This is a genomic window from Paenibacillus sp. PAMC21692 (assembly GCF_014303795.1).
GTDB classification, from domain to species: Bacteria; Bacillota; Bacilli; order Paenibacillales; family Paenibacillaceae; genus Pristimantibacillus; species Pristimantibacillus agaridevorans.
On record NZ_CP060293.1, the window covers coordinates 3,666,802 to 3,687,671 of the forward strand.

Genomic DNA, 20,870 nt, shown 5'->3' on the forward strand with positions numbered 1-20,870 from the left:
GGCGTTAGGTATGATGGCCCTCCAAAACGTTTTTGCGGTATTCGGAGGGGCTTACGCCGACCATTTTCTTAAACAGCCGGTTAAAATAAAAAGGGTCTTCGATCCCGACCGACAATGCGACTTCCTTGATGCGCGCGTCTCGTTGCTTCAGGAGCTCCACGGCGCGGTCTATCTTGAGCTCGTTAATATATTGAAAAATGCTCTTGCCGGTGTCCTGCTTAAAGATCCGGCAGAGATAACTTTCGTTGAGGCTGACGCTTGTGGCCAGCATATCCAGCGTCATCTTGTCGTCCAGGCGCTCGTGCAGGATGGCGATGACCTGCAGCACTTCCTTGCGGCAGCTATGCCGCTTGGCGTCCCGCAGCATGGACGAGAGATGGCGCAGCGCCTCCTGTGCCGCTTCCGTGAGCTGTCCCAGCGATTCGGCCTGCATAATGCGCTGCCTGAACGCTGTCATGGAGCCGCCGCCGGACGACTCGCCGCTGCGGTCGTTCAGCTTTCGCCACTTGGCGACGATGTGCTCCAGATCCGTAAATAGAATCAGGAAGACATTGCATACGAGCTCCGGCGCGCAGCGCGCATCCGACATTTCGCCCAGCATGCCGGACATTAGCGCATCGAGCCGTTCTCCGTTTTCTTCTTCGAAGGCGGACTTGAAGCCGGCGGACCAATCGGGAAACCGCGTGCCCGTCAGTCTCTCGTCAAATGTGACGGAAGAAGCCGTCAGCACGAATCCCGCCTCCCGATAGAAGCTGATGACGGACGCGCCGCGGCATATCCGGAATTGCTCGCGCAACTGGCCCAGTCCGTCAAACCGACCGCTGATCGCGACGTTGACGTCCAGGTTCAAATACGTGCGTATTAGCCTAACGATATGGGAAGCAAGCTGCAAGCTGTCCGCGCCGTCCTCGGTCCAAGTCGTATCATACAGCAGGGCGGCATAGTGCCCGTCGCCAAAGTCGACCAGTTCCATGTCGGTCACGTTCGACGCGATCTCTTTGATAATATTGATGACGGAAAAGTGCAGCAGCTTTCTGTTTTTCAGCTTGCCGGTCGCCAGCGTTTCCTTGTATCTGCAGATGGAGACGTAAAACAGATGTCCCTCCAACCGGTCGAGCGGAATGAAGCATCGCTCCGCCTCGCGGATGGAGTCCTTTAATCCGCCGTCGTCCTCCAGAAGAAGTTCCTTCCAGGCGGCATTGCGCTTCTCGAGTTGCGTTTCGGTCAACTCGCGCTGAAGGCGCAGGCGATGCTCCCGGTCCTTGCGGTCCCGGGACAGCAGCTCGCCCGCCTTGCCGATTGCCTGGAGTAGATCGTCGGGCCTCAAAGTCAGCTTAAGCAGGTAGTCTACGGCGCCGATCTTCATCGCCTCCCGGACAAGCTCGTAATCGCCATGGTTGCTGAGCACGACGCTTCGTCCGGAGAAGCCGCGTTCCGCCAAGGCGTGCAGCAGCTCGATGCCGTTCATGTTCGGCATCTTGAGATCGGTAATGACGATATCGATCGGGGAGGCGTCGATTAATTGAAGCGCTTGCTTGCCGTCGGCGGCGGTGTCGACCAACTCCAAGCCGTTTTCTTCCCAGGAGATCATGGTGCGCATGGCAACCCGGATCGTCCGTTCATCGTCGACGATAATAACGCGCAGCATCGCCATCCCTCCTTCGTTCTATGTTGCGGATATAGAACCAATTCGAGCGAAGAGTGCCTTTATCCTTTAACCGCGCCTACCGTTATGCCGGATACGATTTTACCCGAGATAAAGATGTACAGGACGAATGTCGGAACGAATACGACCATCGAAGCGGCAAAGATGCCTGCGTAGTTGCCGGAATTGGTAAAACCCTGAACGATGGATTGCAGCGCCAGCGCCAACGTGTGCGTCTTTGGGTTGTTGGCGAAGATCAGCGCGAAAATATAGTCGTTCCAGATGGCGATGAAGTTGAAGATCGATACCGTGATCAGGCCCGGTTGGGCGACGGGGAGCATCACCTTGACGAACGACTTGACCGGACCGCAGCCGTCGATGGCGGCTGACTCCTCCAGCTCCTTCGGGATGGAGGAGAAGAAGCCCGACAACAGGAAAACGCTGAACGGCACGTTGGTGCAAATATAGATCAGCACAAGCGTCAGGAGGGAGCCCGTCAGCTTTAGCTGAACGAACATGGTGAACAACGGAATCGTGATGAGCAGCGCCGGGATGGACAGTGCGGACAGAAACATCGTCTCCACCAGTCTTCGGCCCCGGAAGCGGACTCTGCCCAAGATGTAGGCGGCAGGCGCGGCGACGACGAGGACGCCGATGCAGGCGCTCACCGTGTAGATAACGCTGTTGAGGAAATATCGACCCATGTCCATGTCCTTGAACAAAACGAGATAATTGGATACATGCAGGCCGCTCTCGAACAGTTCATTCGTGAAGATGCCTCTTGTCGTGCTAAACGACGCCAGGATGGCGAAGCCGAACAGGACGATCGTGAACATCAGCCAGAGATAGAGCGGGACGTAACGGATTTTATTGGCCATGGCGAAGTCCTCCGGTTAATATTCGAGACGCTCTTGGCGCCGGAACAAGAAGTTGATGATGGCCGAGATAACAAGAATAGACACCGTAATGATAACGCCGACGGTTGCGCCCGCTCCTACGTTAAAGGCAGACTCCTGATAGACGCTCGACTTGGCGCCGAATACCTTGATATACATGTAGTAGCCCGGCGTCATCGTCTCGGGACTTTCCTGCCCGAACGTGGCGGACCAGACGAAGAAGTTGATCGCCGTAATCGTCCAGAGCACCAGAGTCATGCGGAAAACATCCTGCAGGAGCGGCAGCGTGATGCGGAAGAACTTGGTTAATGGACCTGCTCCCTCCAGCAACGCCGCCTCGTAGAAGTCGTGCGGGATACGCTCCATGCCCGCGTTCAGCAGCAGCATAAAGTAGCCGATGGAGCCGAAGCAATAAGCGATCAGCATGGACATAAACAGGTGGTCGTCGCTCGTCCATTGCAGATCGGCGAGGCCGTCCAGTCCGAGGAAGCGGAAGACGGTCGTCAGGAACCCGTAGCTGGAATTGAAAATGTAATGCAGCCAAACGACGCTAAGCACGACCGGTGTGACGGTGTTGGGCAAATAGACGAGCGACCGCCAAAAGCTTTTGCCCTTGACGCCGGACGAGAGAATGGCAGCGAAGAGAAAAGCGAAAACCATGACGATGATGCCGCCGATCAGCCATATTTTGAACACGTTCCAGGCCGAATCGATGAAATAGGAGTTGTGGAGCAATTGCCAGTAGTTGTCGAAGCCGATAAACGACCAGTCCGACATACGGCTCGCGATGTTCGGAATTTCGAAGAAGCTCATGAGCAGCGCGCGAACGGTCGGATATAGGAAGATACAGAGGTACAGCACGACCGCCGGCAGCAGAAATAAGGCAATGGTCGATCTGGTGATGCGCATGTCGTTTCCCTCCTGGGTGTAAAATGGGACCGAAGACGACCTATATGCAGCAACTCTCGCGAATTGCTGCACATAGTCGGCACTGCCCCGGATTAGCCCGCGCTATGGAATTTCTTCGCCTCGGCGCTCATCTTGGCGACGTATTCTTCGGCGGTCATCTTGCCCGAGACAAGCTCCATAAAGACGGGGATGATCGTGCTCATGGCAAGGTCGGCGTTATTATTGATGCCGGCTCCCCATGGCTGATTCATCTCCGCGCGATCCATGGCCGCGCTGGCTTCCGCGAGCGCGGCCGGCCACTCGGTGTCGACCGTGGCGGGAATGGCCTGCGCTTGCTGGACCATGCCTTCTTGAGCGGATTTGCCGATCAAATATTTGACCAGCTCCATCGCCGCCTCTTTGTTTCCGCTTTTTTTGTTCAACATTAACGCCTGGGCGCCGAAGGTCAGCTCCTTATGGCCGCCCTTGCCGTTGCCGTTAGGGATTGTAGGGAATTGGAACGCCCCCCACTTGAAGTCCGGGCCGGCGGTCGCGGACACTTCGTTCGGCAGCCAGGTGCCGTTGAGATAGGCGGCGGATTGCCCAAGCACCAGATCTTGCTGACCGGCCGGGTACTTGCTGCCGGCGATCTTCTTGGAGAAGTAACCTTTCTCGCGCATCGTTACAATGTCGTTCGCAAACTGGAGAACGATGGGATCCTTCCACATGTCGCCGGTTTTGTCGTTTACGAGTTGATCGACCCATTCGTGGCCCATCGCGCTGCTGAGGTAACCGCCGATAAACAGGTCGCGGTATGCATCGTCAAAGGTGATGGGATCGACGCCGGATTGTTTGATTTTTTCATTCGCGCTCATAAATTCATCCCAGGTCGTCGGAGGCGTAGTTACTCCGGCTTTCTCGAACACTTCTTTGTTGTAGAAGAACAGCACCGCGAAAGGCTGCTGCGGCAGGGCGTAGAAACCTTCCTCGAGACCCGCCGCGACCGACAACGACTTGGTCCAGCTCATAAGGCTCGGCAGCAAGGATTGCTCCACCGTTTTGCCGTCCATGCCGATCGATGGCTGGCCCAAATATTCGTCCAGCTTAAGCAAGTGGTCCTTGAGGCTGCTTATGGCGTTGGCGGGATCCCCTTCGAAAATATCGATCGATTCGCCGCCGTCCAGCGCCGGCTTAATCAGCTTATTGATTTCGCGCCCCGTAAATTTGACGTTGACCTTTACGTCTGGATTTGCCGTCTCAAATGCCTTGACTGCCGTTTGGATGACTTTGGCCTGCGGCTCCGTGTCGCTCCACATGGACCAGAACACGACATCTCCGGACAGCTTGGACCCTCCATTGTCCGTATTCTCAGTTGGGGCCGGGCTAGGGTCCGCACCCGCGGGGGAAGGGCTGGCGTTGTTGTTCGTTCCTGCATTGTTGCCGGAGCATGCGGCGAGCGTAAGGGCCGCGGCCAGCGTTAGCGATGCGATTGCTGTTTTTTTCATGGGTGACTCCTCCTTTTGTCGTAAGTATATCGCCCGCCGCCGCAGTCGGTACATGCACGATCTTGAACAGTACCTTGACGATCTTGAACAGATTGCATAAAAAAGACGCCAACAAGTTGGCGCCGGATCGGCGATGCGAAGTTACTTCACTTTGTCCAACAAATCCCTGAGCCTGGCGAACGTCTTCTCGACGTGGTCGATCCACTGGTCGACCGACATGTCTCCTTTCATCACCGTGTTGATCGGGTTAAACACCTCGTCGTTGATGCTAAAAGGCGTCGGAGGCGTCACCCTCCATTCGAATAGAAACGGCTGGACGCCGCGCTCGAACACCGTCGCGGAGTCGTACACGGAGGCGGGCAGAGAGTCCTTGGCGAGCTCGGCTCCGCTCCGCACGGCGATGACGCCAGTCGATTTCTCGGCGTTTAGCCGAATGATGTCGTCCCGATACTGATATTTGATAAACTCCATGGCGAGCTCCTTGTTTTTGGCTTTCTCCGGGATAAACATCGCTTCGAAGCTGATCCGGGCAAACTGCGGGTCGTCCGGCTCGAAGGTCGGCGTGAGCAGGAAGCCGAATTCGAATCCCTCCGCGCGGGAAATATCCTTCATTTCGCCCTCCAACCAGCTGCCGTTCGGGATAAACAGCGCTTTGTTTTTCAGAAATTCGGACTGCGCCTGAGTATGGTTAAGGGCGACCGTGCCGGGCATCAGCGCGCCAGTGTCGGCCATCTTCTCGAAGAGCTCGAGGACGCGCTTGACCTCCGGCGTGCCGAAGGAGCCTTTCTCGTAGTTCATAATGGCTTCGATCCCCGCAACCCCGCTCTCCGACGCGATGGAGGACCAGAGCATGGAGCCGATGTACCCCGGGTAGACGCCCGGATAAGTGAACAAGGAGATGCCTTCGCCGCTCGCCGCCTCGCCCAGCGCCCAGAATTCATCCCAAGTGCGGGGAGGCGACCACCCCTTTTCCTTGAAGAGAGCTTTGTTGTACCATAATCCCTCGGTCGTCACATAGTTGGGGGCCATATAAACTTTTCCATCGCCATAAGGCCTGGCGTAATCCAGAATGCCGTCCATCATGATCCCTTTAAGCGGCTCGTCTTGTCCAAGCGCGGGGCTGTCGAACAGTCCCGTCAAATCCGTGAACGACCGGCTGCCGATCATGCTCCGCACCATGTTGGTGCTCTCCGTAAACGGCGCGTACAGGAAGTCGGGGGGATTGCCGGCGATGTTCATCGGCTTGATGACGTCCATGATTTTGGGGTTGGCGATAATATTGACCCGTACGCCGGGATAGTCGGCTTCGAACCGCTTTACGACCTCCTCCCAATAGGATTTGCCGTAAGCGCCTTCAAATACCGCTATGGTCAACGCCTTGTTCGAGAAGCCGGTCGAGGCATTTTTGACGGTTTCGGGAGCAGCCTCATGAGAGACTCCCAGCTTGCAGGCTGTCAATGTTACTAAGAAAAAAACACAGAACAGGCCGATCGATATTTTCCGTATCACGACGCATGACCTCCAGTATGGGATGATTGACGGTTCTGCCATTTACTTGTACTATAAGGCCATTCCCGCGAATCGCGCAACGGGAGATTGAGGAACCGAGAGTCTGGATGAGAGTCTGGCCGGGAGGATGAGCGGCATGCGATGGGTAAGCGGATGGTACAGACTGCTTAGGAATACGAAAATCAAATCGAGGCTTATCTTTGCGCTACTTTTGCTGACGACGGTACCAATCTTGTTGTCCGGCATCTACTCCTATCTCAAAACCAGCGAAGCGATCGAATCGAAGATCAGCACCTATTCGGCGGAAATCATGAAGCAACTGCTCAAAAACGTACAGCTCGAAAACCGGAAATATATCGGGCTCAGCGATTCCATTATGCTTAATGCGCGCGTCCAGCAATACGCGACGTCGTACGAGTCGCTCGACGAATTCGCCAAACGCGACATGAACGTCTACATCAATACATTGCTCAGCGATCAATTGGAGCTGCTCCAAAATATTAAAAACGTGCGGATCGTCTCCACAAAGGAGACCGTCATTTACGATATGGGCTACAGCTCCATCGGAGAAGCCGAATTCGCAAGGCTTGCCACGCTAATCGACCAAGCGGACGGAAGCGATCAGTGGTCCTACGTTTCGACGGAGCAGGGCGAGCCCTGCCTTGTCATTGCCCGCAAGATCAATTCGCTCGAAGATTGGAACAAGCCGCTTGGCTATATTTACGTCAGCATCAGCGAACCTTTGTACTCGCAGCAGCTGTACGCGGACGTCGATATGGGAACCGGCACGGATCTGTTTATACTGGACGGCAACGGCAACGTCGTCTCCAGCCGCAACTCCGAAATTCTTTTGCACGCTCCCTATTCCGACGCCGAATTGATCCCGCTTATCCGCGAGCATGAGGCGAGAAGCGAAGGCGTGTTCCAAGCCGAGGTTAGCGGCGGAACTCATCTCGTCGCCTATGGATTCGACATCTATTCCGGCTGGTATCTGGTGAGCACGATCCCTGACGCTTATTTGAATTTGGAGACCCGCAGCATCCAGCGGAACATTCTCTTGCTCAGCGGCGTGCTTGTCGTCGTGTCCTTAACCTTTGCGCTTTTGATATCCAATTCCATCTATCGGCCGCTGACTGCGCTCGTAGAACAGACTTCGCGGATCATTAGAGGCAATTTAAATACGTCTATCTCCGACCCCGGCAAGGACGAAATCGGTTATTTGTCGGATAAATTCAACGTTATGGTGGATACCGTCAATGGGCTTCTGGAGCAGACGAAGCTGGAGCAGCAGCAGAAGCGAGAGGTCGAACTGCAGATGCTTCAGGCGCAGATCAACCCGCACTTTCTGTTCAACACGCTGAATTCGTTGAAATGGACGGCTCAGCTCAGCCAGGCGGAGAGCGTCAGCGTCGGGTTAAGCGCGCTTGCGGAGCTGCTTAGAAACACGATCGTCGATAAGAAGGAGTACGTCACGATCCAGGAAGAACTCCGCAATATTGACAATTACGTCGAAATTCAAAAAATCCGCTACGGCTCGACCTTTGACGTCGCAGTGGAGGTCGAATCGGGCGCGGAGACCTGCCTGGCGCCGAAGTTTATTCTTCAGCCCATTGTAGAGAATGCGATCATCCACGCCCAAGACGGCATCGATTACGACTTGCTCATTACGATCAGGTGCCAGTCGGAGGGCGAATTGCTTCGCATCACGGTCGCGGATAACGGCAAAGGCATGGCGCAGCATACCGTCGAGCATTTGCTTCAGGGGAGTGCGTCGTCGCCCGAAGGCAGGTTGTCCAACATCGGCATCTCCAACGTAAACGAGCGCATTCGTTACAGTTTCGGTAACGAATACGGCTTGCGGATCGAAAGCGCGGCGGGGGAAGGAACAACGGTAACTTTAACGATGCCCAAGATGGAGGCCGCGACCAAATTTTAATTTACTGACAGCATGACCCATCTTCGTTTGCTGTCCCACTCCAGATTGAAACCAAACGATTCGACTATAAATCGAATAGGAACCATCGTGTACCCATCCTCAATGTAAGGTTTAGCATCCATTTTCTGTTTCTTGCCATTTACGAGCATTTCATTGGAATCGATGGTTAGAATGATTTCCGAACCCTTATAGCTCATAGCGACCTGTCTGGTCTTTCCATCCCATATAAAATCAGCGCCGATCCACTCCAATAACGCGCGCAGCGGCACCATAACTCTTCCATTATTTTGAATCGGGCGAACCGGGAACTTTTGAACCTCCTGATTGATGAACACCTTTGGCGAGGTATAGGGGTTATCCGGATACACCGAATTTCCTACGGCTTTAAATTTTTCAATAAATCGTTTCGATCGTTCGTTTAAGAGTAACGTATTCGCGCCGTAAATCACTTTTAATGTGCTCATCGTTTCCAGAGGTGAAAGATCTGTTATATCCGTATTGGATATCTCGACACTTAAAAACTTAAGTTGCTGTACTGGTGTCAGGTCCTTCACTTTATTGTTGGTAACGTTAAGCGTAAGCAATGCATCGAGATGTCCGAACGGGGATAAATCCGTGAATAGGTTCCCGTTTGCATTTAAATATTCGAGTTCAGTCATGTCCTGCAATCCGCTAAAATCCGCAATGAAATTATCGCTCAAGTCCAGACTCACCAGCTTCGTCAAAGCGTTTAACGGCTTCGGATCAGCTACAAAATTTACCGACAGGTCCAACGTTTTAAGAGCCGTCATGGATTGCAACGATGTTACATCGGTTATTTTATTCATTGATAAGTCCAGGTGAGCAACATGGTTAAGCTCCCGTAACGGGCTAAGATCCGATATTTTATTGTCATACAAGGAAATGTTCTGTAGTTGGCGAAGTCCCGAGAGCGGACTCAGATCGCTGACATCCCCGTTCATAATACGAAGCTCTCTTAAATTGACGGCGTACTCCAGTCCTTTCAAGCTCGTAACCCTGTACCCTGCCACCGAGCGCAGGCTTGCCATATCTTCTTGGGTGAGTTCGCCTTCGGGCTTTTGCAAAGCCATTCTTACGATCCTTTCGAGGCTTGCGCTTTCAAGTTGCACCCCTGACTTCTCAGCATGAATTTCGGTCTCAGCGGCAAACAGAAAGCCTAAACAAACGATCATAAGTACCTTCGCAAGCCGCACAAACTGACTTTTACCAGAGCAAACCATCCGTTAACCACCTTCTTGAATCAATTTATATAAACAGACTAGAGGTATTGGGAAAATGTTGCAAGCTTACATTGGAGCGGCGCATATAGGGTAACACTTCCGCTTCACCCATAATATGATGAGTCTAGAAATACAAAGAGGTGAGCCAATGGCAGTCGTAAAAGCCAGGAAACAGGATATTGATATGTTGGCAAGGTTGCTCCGCGCCGAAGCCGAGACCGAAGGCGAGATGGGCATGCTCCTTGTTGGAAATGTTGGTATTAACCGAATTAGAGCGAATTGCTCCGATTTTAAAGAAATCCGGACAATTCCGCAAATGATCAACCAGCCTCATGCATTCGAAGCCTTGCAACACGGTATGTACTATCAAGGCGCAAGAGATAGGGAACGACGTCTGGCGCAACGGTCCGTTAATGGGGAACGGAATTGGCCCGGTAAATTCTCCCTTTGGTATTTCCGTCCAGGAACGTTCGAAAATCCGGGACCATGTCCGCCGACTTGGTATAATCAGCCGTTTGCAGGACGATGGAAGAAACACTGCTTTTATGAGCCGACCGCGGAAGAATGCGAAAATGTATATAATACGTTTTAATCAAAAGAGCCGAAGGAATCTAACGATTCCCTTCGGCTCTTTTGTGTGGATAAAATCCAAGCTTCTTATTGCTGTCCGGCCGAAAAAATCGTGCGGCCAGCCGCCCAAGTACGCGTGACGTTGAGCGAAGAGTCGAGCAGCACCAGATCGGCTTGCTTGCCTGCGGCAATGGAACCGGTGCGGTCGTAGATGCCAAGCTCGCGCGCAGCGTTGCCGCTGGACATGGCGCTGACATCATTCAGGCTGAGTCCGAAGCCGCCGTTTAGCATAAAGCGGAACGCAGCTATCATCGTCAGCGAGCTTCCCGCGAGCGCGCCGCCTTCGATAAGGCGGGCCGTTCCGCCCTGCACGGCAACGGCCAGGCCGCCAAGCTCGTATTCGCCGTCCGGCATGCCCGCCGCTTCGATCGCGTCCGTGATAAGGATGACGCGATTCTTCGGCTTGGCCGCCAGCATGAGCTTGATGGCCGCGGGATGAACGTGCTCGCCGTCGGCAATAAGCTCAGCGTGGATACGATCATCCGTCAACACGGCTCCAAGCGTTCCCGGCTGGCGATGATGCAGACCCCGCATTGCATTGTAGGTATGCACCGCGTGCGAGAGACCGGCGTTTGCTGCGCCGATTACATCGTCATACAGCGCATCCGTATGTCCCGCCGATGCAATAATCCCTTGGCTCGCCATCCAGGCGATGGCCTCGCGCGATCCGTTTTTTTCCGGGGCAAGCGTCACCAACTTGACGAGACCGGGAAAACGTTCCGACCATTCCTGCAGCCAAGGCAACTGCGGATCCCGAATGAAGGCGGGGTTCTGTGCGCCAGGCCACTTCTCGCTTATAAACGGTCCTTCGAGATGGACGCCGATCAGAGGGGTATGGGCCATGCCATGCAATCGGTATTCCGCTACCGCCTCCAGAACGGCGTCGATTGCTTCCTTGCTGGCGGTCATCGTCGTCGCCAGCATGCCTGTCGTGCCATGTCTTGCATGGAAGGCGGTAATTTTGTCGAAGCTCTCGCGGCTGGCATACATAAAGTCGCCGCCAAATCCGCCGTGAACGTGAAGATCGATGAATCCCGGAAGAAGCAAACCTCCGCCGCCGTCGATTACGTTCCAGCCCTCACGTCCTGCAGGGCCATCAATCTCTCTGCCGATGGCAGCGATCTCTCCGTTCTCTACGGCTAGATAACCTTCCGTTACTTCGTCTTCCAGCACGATTGTCACATGATTAATGATGAAACGTTCGTCTGCGGTCGTCATCTATTCCAGCATCCTTCCTGCTTCCCGATCCAGCAGCACGATAACGCGCGGATGCGTCTGCAACAAGGAAGCGGGCACTTGCGTCGTAACGGGGCCAGTTAATGCCTCCTTGACGATGCTTGCCTTCTCCGCGCCGCGGACAACCAGCAGAATCGTATTCGCCTTCAATATGGAACCAACGCCCATTGTAAACGCAGCGGCAGGCACTTCGTCCATGGAAGCGAAGAAGCGCGCATTGGCTTCGCGCGTCTCGTTCTTTAGCTTCACGACATGCGTGCCGGCGGACAAAGCCGAGTCAGGCTCGTTAAATCCAATATGCCCGTTATGGCCGAGACCAAGCAGCTGAATATCGGCATGGCGTTCTTCGAGCATCGCTTCGTACCGTGCGCACTCCGCTTGCGGATCGCTCGCCATGCCGTTCGGCAGATGGGTACGCTCCGGCGAAATATCAATATGGGAGAAGAGATGTTGATTCATATAATAAGCGTAGCTTTGATCGTTGTCCGGAGTGAGGCCGACGTACTCGTCCAGATTATACGTCGTTACTCCGCCGAAGCTTACGTTTTGTTGTTTGGCTTGTTCTACTATTTTGGCATAAATGCCGACAGGTGTCGATCCCGTCGCCAATCCCAGTACGGCATCAGGCTTAAACTTAATCAAATCGATAAACAGGTCGGCAGCGAACCGGTCCAGTTGCTCCGACGTGTCGAAAATATGAATCTTCATATGAAATATCCCTCCAGGTCTGGATGTTGTTCTGTTCAATCTACTAATTTAAGTGTATATGATTCTAAAGAATAACACAACGAAAATGATTGCATGAAACAAATAAATGATTGAAAAAATCAAAATAACAGAACTAAGGGACTTCATTGTCGATGAGCAGTGATCACCTTCAGGAGCATATGAGGACAAATTATGTTATGCTAAAACGAAAGCGCGGACGGTGCTGTCCAGGCGCATAAATCGTGAAATCGCGATTAACAGGGGGAAAGCATCGTGACGGATCAACAACGGGGCGGTCAAGACGCGACTTCGGCACGCAAGGGAGAACATATCCGAATTTGCCTGCAGGAAGACGTGAACGGAATGGGCGTGCGGACGGGCTTCGAGAATTATCGCTTCCGTCATAACGCGCTGCCGGAACTGAGCTTGGATGATATCCGATTGGAAACGGAGCTGTTCGGCGTGCCGCTTCGCGCGCCGCTGCTTGTCAGCTCCATGACCGGAGGCAGTGACGCAACGGGGGCCATCAATCGGCGATTGGCCGTGGCAGCCGAGGCGCGCGGCTGGGCGATAGGTCTCGGCTCCATGCGCGCCGCCATTGAGAAGGAAGAGCTTGCGGCGACATTCCGCATTCGCTCCGAAGCGCCTACGGTGCCGATCATCGCGAACTTGGGAGCGGTTCAGCTCAATTACGGCTTCGGTGCGGAAGCATGCCGCAGGGCGGTGGATATGGCGGAAGCCAATGCGCTAGTGCTGCATCTTAACAGCATGCAGGAGGTGTTCCAGCCGGAGGGAAACACGGATTTCCGAGGATTGCTGGTTAAGATCGAAGAGGTTTGCCGGACGTTGCCGGTGCCTGTAGGAGTAAAGGAAGTTGGCTGGGGCATCGACGGGACGACGGCCCTTAGACTTAAGGACGCCGGCATAACGTTTATCGACGCGGCAGGAGCAGGAGGCACTTCCTGGAGTCAGGTCGAAAAATATCGGAGCAAGGATGACATGAAACGTCAAGCCGCGGAAGCTTTTGCCGACTGGGGCATCCCGACGGCAGATTCCGTCGCAGAGGTTAGAACCGTGCTTCCGGATGTCACGCTAATCGCGAGCGGCGGACTGTTTAACGGCGTAGACGCGGCAAAGGCGATCGCGCTTGGAGCGGACCTCGCGGGCTTTGGCCGGGCCTTGCTGCCTCAAGCGGCTAGCAAAGCGGGAGAGCACTCCGTGGAAGGGCTGATCTCCCAATTTGAGCGGATCGAATTCGAGCTAAGAGCCTCCATGTTCGGAATTGGGGCAGCCAGCCTGGATGAACTGAGGCAGACGGACCGTCTCGTCCGCTCCGGCAATCCTTAACAATGCCGCAGGCTTATTGACGGAAGTGGGAACAATGCTTATAATGCGTGTTCAAAAAGTTCGGTTTTCAGCACCGAGAAGATTGAATGAAAGTAGAAACTGAGGAGCGGAGCGTAGTGGTAGCTACGTGAGCACCGGAAGTTTCACATGAATTCAATATTCGATGTCGAGTAGGCTTCATGACATACTTCGTGATCAAAAGCGGACTTTTTGAACAACCTCTAATATATGCCGATTTAATCGGCTAGAACGACAATGGCAGGGAGAACAAATATGACAGACATCGATACCATAACCGAATTGCCGGATGGCTGGAAACGTGTGAGGGTTCCGCTCCCCTTCTCGCTGAAGTGGGTCAACAGCTACATTGTGCCGGAAGGAACAAGTTATACGATCATCGATCCGGGATTGCGAACGGAACAAACGGAGCGCGTTTGGGAAGAGGCGCTGCAGGCATGTGGAATAGGATGGGGGCAGATCGCGCGGATTGTCCTGACGCATCAGCATCCGGATCATTACGGATTAGCGGGAACGATGCAGGAGAAAAGCGGCGCGCCAGTCCTAATGACGGAACGTTCTCATCGATATGCAAGGCGTTTGTGGGGAGGAAGCAGCGAGTATGCGGAAGCGCTAAGCGCCCTGTTCCTCTCGCACGGCATGCCGGGAGAACTCATGCAGAGCATCGCGCGCAATTTGGAAAGTTTCGTCGAGAAAGTATCTCCCCAGCCCGGGGTCGCCTATATCGAAGCAGGCGGCCAACTGACATTGGGGAATAGGGAATGGCTGCTGATTGACGCTCCCGGGCATGCGTATGGAGCCCTGTGCTTGTACGATCAAACGAAACGTTGGATGATATGCGGCGATCAAGTGCTGCCGCAAATAACGCCCAACGTAAGTGTCGTCCCGGGCGAGGAAGCCGATCCGCTCGCGGATTTCCTGGAAAGTTTGGCGCATCTCGAGCAGTACGACGTTGATCTGGCGTTGCCGGGCCACCGCGATCCATTCGCCGGTTTTCGAAAACGAATTGTGGAATTGCAGAGCTTCCACCAGCGCAGACTGTCCGAGATGAGAAATCGTCTGGCACGGCAGCCATTGACGGCCTTTGAGCTGTGCGAAGACTTGTTCGGGGCGCGATTGCGGGATAACCCGCACAATCTGCGTTTTGCCATGGCCGAGACGCTAGCGCATTTATTCCACCTGGAGAACAGAGGTCTCGTCGGATCCCGCTCAAAGAGCGGTGTTTTCTTATATGATAGCGAATCCCCGGAGGCGGGCTAACGTGTTCGCAAGTTTCTACCGCAAGCGCATTCGGAACAGTTTATTCGGCAAATGGATTTTGTTATTCGCTTTGATCGCGGTCGTCTCCATCGTGACGCTGGCATACGGAGCTTATTCTTATATGTCCCAATCCGTCGTGGAGGAAGTGCTGGATAACCAGAAGAAGACGATGGATGCCGTTGGCGAAGAGATGACCAGAACGTATGAGGCCGCTCAAGCTGCCGTGGAGAATTTGTACCGGGACCAGGTGCTTGCCGATCATGCGTCGTTCCTGCTGCAGCATTCCTTTGACGAATATATCCGGCATAAGCTCGACAGCTTCTACGAACAGAGCGGAAAGGGCGTCAACGTGCTGACGTATTTCGATAATTGGATCGACGATCATCCCAGCGCCGAGCATCTGCTGCTGTACAGCACGGATCGGCAATTTCTCTATGCGTTCAAGCAGCAAGGGCAATCCAGGCTGATCGGAGCCCATGCCGCCCGTTCCTACATCCCCGACGCGATGTCGCTGGACGCGCAGCCCGTCGGTCCCCCCAATGCCTGGCTTCTCAAGGAGCTGGGATTAAGCGCCCGCGCAAGCGGTCTGATCTCCTTCAGAGTTCCAATCAGTGATAAAAATACTTACAAAAACATCGGGCAACTGCTTGTTTTCTATCGGAACGACGCCATCGAACGCACCGTGCGACGAATAGGGGGAGAACAGAAGGGCTCCATCCTCGTGTTATCCGCAGAAGGGGTCGTCTTGTATGACTCCTCCGGCAAATACGTCGGAGCAAGGCATCCTGACGCGGACATTCTGCAATCGCTGGATGCGGAAGAGAAGCTGAAGCAGCGAGCTTACGTCAATAAACTGACGAACAGCCAAGCCGGTTACACTATCGTTGGCATTGCTCCAAAAGCGGAGGTGTCGGAAGCGTACGGCGGATTCCGGCTCGTGATCCTGCTGGCGGCAGCCTTGAGCATAGTCTTCGTCGTATTGCTGCCCGGCGCGCTGGTTGTCAATTATGCGAAACGGACGGGCAACATCATCCGCTTTATGCGCAAGGTGGAGCAAGGGGAGCTGACTCCGCGCATTCCGGATGAGAAGGATGATGAGCTAGGACAAATTGCCCGGAGCTTCAACGAGATGCTGGACGAGCTGTCTCGTTACATTGATCGAGTTTACAAGGCCGAGATCCGCCAGAAACGAACGGAATTCGCGGCGCTTCAAGCCAGGGTGAATCCGCATTTTCTATACAATACGCTGGAGGTCATCCGGATGAGAGCATTGTCCCAAGGGGCCGATGACGTAGCGGAGATGATTTACAGCTTATCCGCGCTGTTCCGCGGCGTTGTCCGGGACAAGACCGTGTACACCGTCAAGGACGAGATCGAGATGTGCCGTTTGTATTTGGAACTGTTCCGGATACGATATAAGGACAAATTCGCCTATGAAATCAAGGTGAAGCCGGGAACGGGAAGCGCAGAGACAGTGAAGCTTCTGCTGCAACCCGTCATCGAGAACTACATCGTGCATGGCATGCGGCACGACAGCTTCGATAATCTGATCGAGATCGAAGCTTATACGGACAAAGAGAACGTTGTCATTGAAGTTCGCGATAACGGCACGGGGATACCGGAAGATAAACTGCAAGCCATCGAATCGTATCAGAAACAGAGAGAAGAAGAGAGCGAAGGCGGTTCGTTCGGTCTTCGGAGCGTGCGAGAGCGCATTCTGTTGATGTACGGAGAGGAAGGCGGGCTGACGGTTGCTAACCGGTCCGAGGGAGGCGCGCGCGTAACGCTCGCATTCCCTTTCAGGAAAGGAGAGCAAGGGCTGCATGTATAAAGTGTTCCTGACAGATGACGAACCTTTTATTTTGGAGGGTCTTCGCGACGCTCTGGATTGGTCCAGCTTCGAGCTGGAGATCGTTGGTACGGCGGAGAACGGACAGAGTGCGCTGGAAAAGCTTCGCGAGATGCGCGCGGATATTCTCATCACCGATATTTCCATGCCGGTAATGAACGGTCTGGAACTGATTCGCGAAGCCAGATCCATCAATCGCGATTTGCACGTCATTATTTTGAGCGGGTTCAATGATTTCGATTATTTAAAGCAAGGGATGAGACTCGGGATCGAAAATTATTTGCTGAAGCCCATCAATCTTCACGAGCTAAAGGCAACGCTGGAAGGGATCATCGAGAAGCTGGACAGTCGAATCAAAGGTTCGCAGGACTGGCTGCAGGAAGATATCGGAGTGCTGCGCGACAATATCGTGAACCGTTGGCTGCGCGGCGAGATCGGTCCGGGCGAGTTGCATGAACGCGCCGAGATGCTTGGCCTGGACCTCGACAAGGAATGGATTCAGGTTGCTTTGGGAGAGGGAAGCTTCCATAAGGAGGACTTGCGTCTGGAACTCCATCGTCTCGCGGAGCGGGACGGCTTAGGCATTCCCTTTACCGACAGAGATGGAACGGCGGGCCTCGTCATGTTTCCTGAGCATCCGGAACAAGGCGAGAAGATCGTTCGGGAGCTGCTGGATCTGCTTCACTCGGCGCTGCCCGGCGAGGATATACGAATCTCCATCGGCGATGTCGTATCGGGAGAAGAGCAAGCCGGGCATAGCTATGAGCAAGCGAAGAAGGCGATGGAATTCGCGTTTATCCATCCTAAGCTGGAGCTGTTGGAGTATGTTTCGCTGGCAAACCATTTGCTGTCGGCGGATAAGTCGTTGTCGCTGGATTGGAGCGATTACGCCAAGCTGCTTGCCGCAAAGGAGACGGACCGGATGCATGCGAAGATCGACGAAGATTTCGCCAGGCTGGCCGAAGCCCCCGGCATGACGCCGGCGCGGCTCCAGAATGCGGCTTTGGAGCTGATCCTGCATTTGAAGCTGGAGCTTGGCGCCATCAAAAAAACGACGGAAACGGAGCTTATACGCGAAGATACGGCGAGGAGAGTGATGGGAGCGGAGTCGCTGGGAGCCATGACGGCGATCGTCAAGGAGATCGGGGAGATTGCGGTAGATTCGCTTGTCAGCGACACCAAAAGTCCCGTCATCGGACAGATTCTGGCCAAAATTCATGAGAATTGCGCGGAAGAGCTGTCGCTGAAGTCGCTAAGCGCCAAATACAACATACATCCCGTCTACCTCGGACGGCTGTTCCAGAAGGAGACGGGCGACAGCTTCTCGGAATACTTGAACCGCTTCCGGATCGAACGGGCCAAGGAGCTGCTGGGCAATCCCGCCCTCAAAGTAAACGAAATCGCCCGAATGGTTGGGTATTGGGAGATGGGCTACTTCTACAAGCAATTTAAAAAGCATGTCGGCGTTTCGCCGACGGAATACAAATCATTGCTCCAGGCTTAATGGCTTGGAGTTTTTTTTTGTAGTCGGCAAAGCATTCCTCGCTTTTTAAAGACATGTTTTTGCAATAGCCAAGTTTATTTTGGAGATGATAGGTTTAATAAGTCGCCTATTTGTAACTGTTTTCATGCGGTACTGTTGTAGTAGGCCATCCGGCCGGACAAGATAGACATATTCAAGGGAGGAAATGACGAAAATGGGGAACTTGAAAAAGAGAATGCTTCCGATGACCGCGGTTGTGCTTGCGACTACGCTCGTGCTTGGAGCATGCGGCAAATCCGAGGGAAATGAAAGCGCTAGCGGATCCGAAAAGCCGGTGGAGCTGATCTGGTACACGATCGGAACGCCGCAGAAGGACGTTAACCGCGTCATGGAGGAAGTTAGCAAATATACGGCGGAGAAAATCGGCGTAACCGTAAAGATGAACATGATCGACTGGGGCGACTACACTCAGAAGCTGCAAGTCATGACGGCATCGGGCGAGCCGATGGACATTATGTTCACGTCCTCGTGGGCGTTCGATTACGTGCAGAATGCGCGTAAAGGCGCATTCCTGGAAATCGGCAGCCTGCTCGACGAATACGGCAAAGGCATCAAGGACACGCTGGACCCAGCCTTCCTCGAAGGCTCCAAGGTCGACGGCAAAAACTATGGCATCCCGGCCAACAAAGAACTTCCCGCGCAAGAGGTATGGCGCTTTAACAAAAACCTGCTCGACAAATACAATCTGAGCATGGACGGCGTGTATACGCTTGAGAGCCTGGAGCCGCTTCTGCAAACGATCAAGGACAACGAGCCGGGCACGGCGGCGCTCGCGGTGGACAAAAACTACAAGCCTTACGTGCCGTACGACTTCATCATCGAGAACATGCCGTTCGCGGTGAAGCTCGACACGACCGACTACAAAGTCATCAACATTTTGGAAACTCCGGAGATGAAGCAAGCTCTGACAACTATGCACAAGTACTACAATGCCGGTTTTATTCCGACGGAAGCCGCTACGCTGGATTCCCTGACTGATATGCAAACGACGGGCAAATGGTTCTCGGACAAAGCGACGACGCAGCCTTTCGCCGACAATCTCTGGTCGCAAAGCTACGGCTACCCGGTCGTATCCACGCCTCAGAGCGAATCGCTGATCTACAACTGGTCGGTTATGGGCTCCATGCAGGCGATCTCCGCCAACTCCGAATACCCGGAGAAAGCGATGGAGTTCCTGAACCTGCTGAACACCGATCCCGTTCTTCGCAACATGGTGGATTCCGGCATCGAAGGCGTTCACTTCAAAAAAACGGGCGACAACGTGATGGAGAACCTGGACGAGTCCAAAAACTACGACATGCCAACGTTCTCTCTTGGCAACGTCATGCTGACTTACCTGAACCCTACGGACCCTGAAAACAAATGGGAAGAGTTCAAAACCTTCAACGAACAAGGCAAGGAAGCTCCGTTGCTCGGCTTCAACTTCGATCCTTCCAAAGTAACAACCGAGCTGGCGGCAGTATCCAACGTCAAGGAAGAATATTGGTCCGCTCTTATGACGGGCACCGTAAATCCGGACGTACAACTGACGAAAGCGATCGAAAAATTTAAAGCTGCAGGTTTGGATACCGTCCTGGCCGAAATTCAGCGTCAAGTCGACGAGTGGAAAGCGACTCGATAATTCGCATAACGAAAAAAGCAAGGACGGATGGCAGCATTCGTCCTTCTTTCCGCGTCGGGCGGAGCACATTATGAATGACAAGGAGTGAGTGGACATGGGAGCTATCGGACGCTTCTTCAAGGATTTGAACCGCAACAAGGCCATGCTGCTGATGGTGCTGCCGGCATCGCTCTGGTTTCTGTTTTTCTCGTATTTGCCCATGGCGGGACTCGTCATCGCCTTTAAGCAATACCGAGTCAGCCGCGACGGCTTCTGGGCGAGCATCGTAAACAGCGACTGGGTAGGTTTTACCAATTTTAAATTTTTGTTCAGCACGAACGACGCTTACATCATTACGAGAAATACGGTGCTGTACAACGTCTTCTTTATCGTGGTCGGATTGATCCTGTCGGTCGGTCTCGCGATCGTCTTGTCGGAAATCGCGAACAAACGGCTGGCGAAAGTGTATCAAACGGGCATGTTTCTGCCTTATTTCCTGTCGTGGATCATCGTCGGTTACTTTGTGTTCAGCTTCCTGAGCCTTGACCGCGGCGTGTTGAATCAAGTGCTGGCTAACTTCGGGGTCGACCCCATCAACTGGTATTCCGATCCGACCTGGTGGCCGGTCATACTTGTCGTGGTGTTCCTGTGGAAGGCGGTCGGCTACAACAGCGTCGTTTACCTGGCGGCAATTATGGGCATAGACCGGTCGCTCTACGAAGCGGCGATGATCGACGGCGCGAACAAGTGGCAGCAGATACGCAACGTCACCATACCGATGTTAAAGCCGCTGATCATTATTTTGACTTTGCTTGCCATAGGCAAAATCTTCTATGCAGACTTTGGCTTGTTCTACCAGGTGCCTCGCGATTCCGGACCGCTGTATTCCGTGACCAACGTTATCGACACTTACGTCTATCGCGGCCTCAAGGCAACCGGGGAGATCGGCATGAGCACGGCGGCGGGACTTTACCAATCGCTGATCGGCTTTATACTCGTCGTTACATCCAACGCCATCGTACGCCGATTCGACAAGGACAACGCCTTATTCTAAGGGAG

16 protein-coding genes are annotated in these 20,870 nt (G+C 53.8%); 8 read left to right on the forward strand and 8 right to left on the reverse strand.

All coding sequences use genetic code 11. The annotated features are described in order from the left end of the window. Positions 1 to 4: 4 nt before the first annotated feature. The 5 genes from H7F31_RS14475 to H7F31_RS14495 all read right to left on the reverse strand — a co-directional run bounded on the left by H7F31_RS14475 (position 5) and on the right by H7F31_RS14495 (position 6,443). Positions 5 to 1,648, reverse strand: a complete 1,644-nt coding sequence (locus H7F31_RS14475; RefSeq protein ID WP_187104748.1) for a response regulator transcription factor — start codon at positions 1,646 to 1,648, stop codon at positions 5 to 7. A 59-nt stretch (positions 1,649 to 1,707) separates the two neighbouring features. Further along, on the reverse strand, positions 1,708 to 2,523 hold the full coding sequence (locus H7F31_RS14480) for a carbohydrate ABC transporter permease (protein ID WP_187104749.1): 816 nt from the start codon (positions 2,521 to 2,523) through the stop codon (positions 1,708 to 1,710). Positions 2,524 to 2,538: 15 nt separating this feature from the next. After that, positions 2,539 to 3,450: a carbohydrate ABC transporter permease gene (locus tag H7F31_RS14485; protein ID WP_087566591.1), complete on the reverse strand. Its 912-nt coding sequence runs from the start codon at positions 3,448 to 3,450 to the stop codon at positions 2,539 to 2,541. A 92-nt stretch (positions 3,451 to 3,542) separates the two neighbouring features. Beyond that, complete coding sequence (locus H7F31_RS14490) at positions 3,543 to 4,934, reverse strand: ABC transporter substrate-binding protein (RefSeq protein ID WP_187104750.1); 1,392 nt, start codon at positions 4,932 to 4,934, stop codon at positions 3,543 to 3,545. Positions 4,935 to 5,075: 141 nt separating this feature from the next. Beyond that, on the reverse strand, positions 5,076 to 6,443 hold the full coding sequence (locus H7F31_RS14495; protein ID WP_187104751.1) for a carbohydrate ABC transporter substrate-binding protein: 1,368 nt from the start codon (positions 6,441 to 6,443) through the stop codon (positions 5,076 to 5,078). Between the two features lie 136 nt (positions 6,444 to 6,579). Between H7F31_RS14495 and H7F31_RS14500 the strand changes: the two genes are divergently transcribed. Beyond that, on the forward strand, positions 6,580 to 8,379 hold the full coding sequence (locus tag H7F31_RS14500) for a cache domain-containing sensor histidine kinase (RefSeq protein WP_187104752.1): 1,800 nt from the start codon (positions 6,580 to 6,582) through the stop codon (positions 8,377 to 8,379). On the opposite strand, the gene H7F31_RS14505 is transcribed toward H7F31_RS14500, so the two are convergent. Further along, positions 8,376 to 9,470 (reverse strand): stalk domain-containing protein, encoded by a 1,095-nt coding sequence (locus tag H7F31_RS14505; protein WP_187104753.1) that lies wholly within the window; start codon positions 9,468 to 9,470, stop codon positions 8,376 to 8,378. The genes H7F31_RS14500 and H7F31_RS14505 overlap by 4 nt on opposite strands. Positions 9,471 to 9,768: 298 nt before the next feature. On the opposite strand from H7F31_RS14505, the gene H7F31_RS14510 reads away from it, so the two are divergent. Beyond that, positions 9,769 to 10,212, forward strand: a complete 444-nt coding sequence (locus H7F31_RS14510; RefSeq protein ID WP_187104754.1) for a cell wall hydrolase — start codon at positions 9,769 to 9,771, stop codon at positions 10,210 to 10,212. 65 nt (positions 10,213 to 10,277) lie between these two features. Here H7F31_RS14510 and nagA read toward each other — a convergent pair whose 3' ends face one another. Together nagA and nagB are read right to left on the reverse strand one after the other, a co-directional pair. Next, positions 10,278 to 11,468, reverse strand: coding sequence for an N-acetylglucosamine-6-phosphate deacetylase (gene nagA, locus H7F31_RS14515; protein WP_187104755.1), 1,191 nt, complete (start codon positions 11,466 to 11,468; stop codon positions 10,278 to 10,280). Then, entirely contained in the window at positions 11,469 to 12,194 is a 726-nt protein-coding gene (gene nagB, locus H7F31_RS14520) for a glucosamine-6-phosphate deaminase (RefSeq protein WP_187104756.1), read from the reverse strand. Between the two features lie 270 nt (positions 12,195 to 12,464). Between nagB and fni the strand changes: the two genes are divergently transcribed. The 6 genes from fni (at position 12,465) to H7F31_RS14550 (ending at position 20,865) form a co-directional block, all read left to right on the forward strand. After that, the gene (gene fni, locus H7F31_RS14525; RefSeq protein WP_397374693.1) at positions 12,465 to 13,541 is read left to right on the forward strand and encodes a type 2 isopentenyl-diphosphate Delta-isomerase; all 1,077 of its coding nucleotides are present in this window, start codon (positions 12,465 to 12,467) and stop codon (positions 13,539 to 13,541) included. Positions 13,542 to 13,814: 273 nt separating this feature from the next. Further along, positions 13,815 to 14,819, forward strand: a complete 1,005-nt coding sequence (locus H7F31_RS14530) for an MBL fold metallo-hydrolase (RefSeq protein ID WP_261800421.1) — start codon at positions 13,815 to 13,817, stop codon at positions 14,817 to 14,819. A 1-nt stretch (position 14,820) separates the two neighbouring features. Then, positions 14,821 to 16,650 carry a sensor histidine kinase gene (locus H7F31_RS14535; protein ID WP_187104758.1) on the forward strand — a complete coding sequence of 610 codons (1,830 nt, stop codon included), beginning with the start codon at positions 14,821 to 14,823 and terminating at the stop codon, positions 16,648 to 16,650. Beyond that, on the forward strand, positions 16,643 to 18,172 hold the full coding sequence (locus H7F31_RS14540) for a response regulator transcription factor (protein WP_187104759.1): 1,530 nt from the start codon (positions 16,643 to 16,645) through the stop codon (positions 18,170 to 18,172). Before H7F31_RS14535 ends, H7F31_RS14540 begins: the two co-directional genes overlap by 8 nt. A gap of 193 nt (positions 18,173 to 18,365) precedes the next feature. Further along, complete coding sequence (locus H7F31_RS14545; RefSeq protein ID WP_397374483.1) at positions 18,366 to 19,832, forward strand: ABC transporter substrate-binding protein; 1,467 nt, start codon at positions 18,366 to 18,368, stop codon at positions 19,830 to 19,832. Positions 19,833 to 19,926: 94 nt separating this feature from the next. Beyond that, a complete protein-coding gene (locus H7F31_RS14550; protein WP_087566580.1) occupies positions 19,927 to 20,865 on the forward strand; it encodes an ABC transporter permease in 939 nt (312 codons plus the stop codon). Positions 20,866 to 20,870: the final 5 nt, after the last annotated feature.